The following is a 3,908-nucleotide window of genomic DNA, read 5'->3' as shown; positions in this document are numbered from 1 at the left end:
GTCCCGGGGGACCCCCGGGGTGGGGGTCACACACTTCTTCGCCCGTTATCCATGATCTGGATCCGGGCCTTCGACTTCAGTAGCGGGGACAGGATTTGAACCTGCGACCTCTGGGTTATGAGCCCAGCGAGCTACCGAGCTGCTCCACCCCGCGCCGTTGTGTTGCAACCGTACCACGGCGCGGGGTGGCTCCTGATCAGCCGCTTCCTGGGCTCTTCTCGCTGCTCGGACTGCTGCTGGGGCTGCTGCTCGGACCACCGCTCTTGTCGGCGGTCTTGTCCGCCGCCTTGTCGCCGCTCGCGCCGGCACCGGCCTTGGCCTGTGCGTCCTCGGCCCGCTGCAGCGCGTCCTCAAGGTCCTTCTGCGCCTCGCCGTACGCCTTCCAGTCGCCCTTCTTGAGGGCTTCCTGCCCTTGATCGAAGGCCTTCTGGGCGTCGTCGAGCGCGTCCTGGACCGTCGGATTGTTGGACGTGGGCGGATTCTTGGTGCCCTCGTCGGGTGGCGGCGTGGTCGAACTCTCCGCCCCGAAGACCACGTTGAGCGCCTTGTCCAACGTGTCCTCGAACGCGGTGCTGCCTCCGTAGGTCACCAACACCTTGCGCAGCAGTGGGTACTTGAGATCGCCACCGCGGACGTAGACCGGTTCCACATAGAGCAGTCCGTCGTCGAGCGGCACGGTCAGCAGGTTGCCGTACTCGACCTCGGAGTCGCCGCCTCTGAGGAGCCTGATGGACTCGGCGATGGATGGCTCGGAGTTGAACTGGCTCTGCACCCGTTTCGGTCCGTCGACCGTTCTGCCGGTCGGCAGTTTCAGAATGTTGATCTTGCCGTAACCGGGTGTCCCCGCCTCGGCGTTGACCGACATGAAGGCGCTCAGGTTGTCCCGACCGTTCGGCGTCATCGTCGTCGTCAGCGAGAACGCCTGCGACGTCTTCCCCGGCAGCTTCATGCTCAGGTAGTACGGCGGCACCGCGCTGCCCGACTTGTTGGTCGGGTCGTCCGGGACCTGCCACACCTCGCTGCCGCTCAGGAACGTCTGGGCGTCCTTCACGTGGTAGCGGGTGAGCAGTTCACGCTGGACCTTGAACAGGTCCTGCGGGTACCGCAGATGAGCCATCAGCGCCGGCGAGATCGAGTTCTTCGACTTCACCGTGTTCGGGAACGCCTTCATCCAGGTCTTCAGGACCGGGTCCTTGGTGTCCCACTGGTAGAGCTTGACGTCGCCGGTGTACGCGTCGACGGTCGCCTTCACCGAGTTGCGGATGTAGTTGACCTGGTTCTGCTGGGCCACCACCGCACGCTGGTTGTTGGCCGCCGTCAGCGAGTCCGCCGTGGTGTCGCCGAGCGTGGTGCGCGATGCGTACGGATAGCCGTTGGTGGTGGTGTACGCGTCGACGATCCACTGGATCTTTCCGTCGACGACCGCCGGATAGGCGTCACCGTCGATGGTCAGCCAGGGGGCCACCGCCTCGACCCGCTCCTTGGGCGTGCGGTTGTAGAGAATCCGCGAACCCTCGCCGATCGCGCCCGAGTACAGGATCTGCGGCTCGCCGAAGGCCACCGCGTACGCGGCGCGGTTGACCGGACTGGAGAGGCTGATGCCGCTCTTGCCCTTGTAGCTGGTGGTCTTCTCACCGCTGTCGTCGGAGTAGTCGATCTCCTTCTGGGGACCGCCGACGATCGAGTACTGGGTGGTCTTCTCGCCGTAGTAGATCTGCTGCTGGTACGAGCCCAGGTCGCCCTTGGACGGCAGGTCGTACTCGGTGAAGACCGGCCGGCCCTCGTCGTCGGCCGTGGTGCCCTTGGCCGCCACGGCGCCGTATCCGTGCGTGTACCGGAAGTGGTCGTTGATCCAGTTGTTCTTCGGGATGCCCGCGAGGTTCAGCTCCCGCAGACCGATGACGGTGTCCTGGTCCTTGCCGTCCTTGGTGTACCGGTCGACGTCCAGGTTCGACGGGAAGCCGTAGTAGTTCCGCACCTGCTGGAGCTGCTGGAAGGTCGGCGACACGATGTTCGGGTCCATCAGCCGGATGCTGGCGGCGGTGTCGGCGTCGTCGCGGAGCTTGGCCTTGTCCTTGGTGTCGCTCAGCCCCGGGTAGTTCTGCACGTCCGTGCCGTCGATCCCGTACGCCTCGCGGGTCGCCTTGAGGTTCTTCTCGACGTACGGCGATTCCTTGGCCTGCTCGTTCGGCTGGACCTGGAACTTCTGGACGATCGCCGGGTACAGACCGCCGATGAGGATCGCCGAGAGCACCATCAGGCCGAAGCCGATGACGGGCAGCTGCCAGGTGCGCCGCCACAGCGTGGCGAAGAAGAGCAGCGCGCAGATGACGGCGATGCAGAACAGGATCGTCTTGGCGGGCAGATAGGCGTTCGCGTCGACGTACCTCAGGCCCGTCCAGTTCCCGGTCGCCTTGAAGTCACTGGACTTCACCGCGAGCCCGTACCGGTCGAGCCAGTAGGCGACCGCCTTCAGGGCGACGAAGATGCCGAGAAGCACCGAGAGGTGCCCGGTGGCCGCGGCCGTGGCACGCGCTCCCGGGCTGGTGATCCGCAGACCGCCGTACAGATAGTGCGTGAGCGCGGCCGCGATCAGCGAGAGCACGGCGGCGGCGAAGCCGAAACCGAGCAGGAAGCGGTACCAGGGCAGGTCGAAGGCGTAGAACGAGACGTCGAGGTGGAACTGGGGGTCCTTCTGGTGGAAGGGCACTCCGTTCACCCACATCAGCCACGTGCGCCACTGGCCCGAGGCGGACGCGCCGGCGATCAGCCCCACCAGGGACGTGATCGCGAGCAGCAGCCACCTCTTGTAGGGCGCGATGCCCATGCGGTACCGGTCGAGGCTCTGCTGCTCCATCGACATGGCGCTCAGCGGCGGGCGCAGCCGGTGCGCCAGCCAGATGTTGAAGCCCACCGCGGCCGCCATCAGCAGACCGAAGACGAAGAAGAGCCCTATCTTGGTCCACAGGGTGGTGGTGAAGACCGACGAGTAGTGAACCGATCGGTACCAGAGCCAGTCCGTCCAGAACCCCGCGAACATGACGAACGTCATGGCCAGCACGGCCAGCACGCCCAGTGTCATGAGCAGGGTCCGGACACGCCGGGACGGTCGGCCCACTCTGATCCGTGGCCCCGTCGGGCCTCCGCCGCGGTCCGGCATCTGGAAAGCCAAGGTGCGCACCTCGAAGTCGCTGTTGATCCGTCAGGCCCCCGTGTCGGTGGCCGTCCGTAAGGCTCCGTGATCGAGGAGCCTCATCTATGCAACTTACTCACGCTTTACTCGGTTCCCGGTTCCGGGTACGAACGAGGCAGGATTGTGACCATGTCCAACACTCCCATGGCGGCGAACCCGCTCACTCGGGCCGTACTCGAGATCGATGAGTACGCCTCCGGCCTCGGCTGGGACCAGCCCGCTCGCCTCTTCGCCCTCGTAGACACCGCACGGCTGCGGGTCCAGGAACCCGGCCTCGCCGCCCAGCTCGGTCTGGAGGACGAGCAGGCGACCATCGGTCTCACTCCCATCGAGCAGGACGAGATCCCTGCCGGAAAGCCGCTGGACGAGTTCCTCGGCACGATCGCCTGGCCCGACGCCGTGGTCGGCTGCGCGCTCACGGTGGAGCGGCTGATGCTGCCGCCGTCCGCGGAGGCCTCGGTCCCGGAGGGTCTCAGCGGCAAGAAGCTCACGCAGTGGGTCGCCGCGCACCCGGACCGTCAGGAGGTACGGATGACGGTCGGCGTCCTGCGTGACGGCACCCGCGACTCGGCGCTGCGGCTGCGCGAGAAGGACGCGCCGACGGAGGTGCTGACGGGAGGCGGCCTGGTGCCGGGCCTCGCGGAGGCGCTGTCGGCGACGTTCGCGGACTGAGACGGTCGCGGACCGATCCGCGGAGCGACGACGTGAGAGCGGG

The 3,908-nt window shown here is 66.5% G+C and carries 2 protein-coding genes and 1 tRNA gene; 1 reads left to right on the top strand and 2 read right to left on the bottom strand.

What is annotated here, in order from left to right:
- Nucleotides 1-80: 80 nt before the first annotated feature.
- Nucleotides 81-154: transfer RNA gene (locus tag ACFWBT_RS42185), tRNA-Met, on the bottom strand.
- Between the two features lie 42 nt (nt 155-196).
- Nucleotides 197-3,160, bottom strand: a complete 2,964-nt coding sequence (locus tag ACFWBT_RS42180) for a UPF0182 family protein (protein WP_385709896.1) — start codon at nt 3,158-3,160, stop codon at nt 197-199.
- Nucleotides 3,161-3,322: 162 nt separating this feature from the next.
- Here ACFWBT_RS42180 and ACFWBT_RS42175 point away from each other — a divergent pair, with 162 nt between their 5' ends.
- Nucleotides 3,323-3,865, top strand: a complete 543-nt coding sequence (locus ACFWBT_RS42175) for a PPA1309 family protein (RefSeq protein ID WP_266762540.1) — start codon at nt 3,323-3,325, stop codon at nt 3,863-3,865.
- Nucleotides 3,866-3,908 lie beyond the last annotated feature (43 nt).

Origin of the sequence: Streptomyces sp. NPDC060027, from assembly GCF_042737005.1 — a bacterium.
Lineage (GTDB): Bacteria > Actinomycetota > Actinomycetes > Streptomycetales > Streptomycetaceae > Streptomyces.
This window is presented reverse-complemented; position numbering and strand designations above follow the sequence as displayed.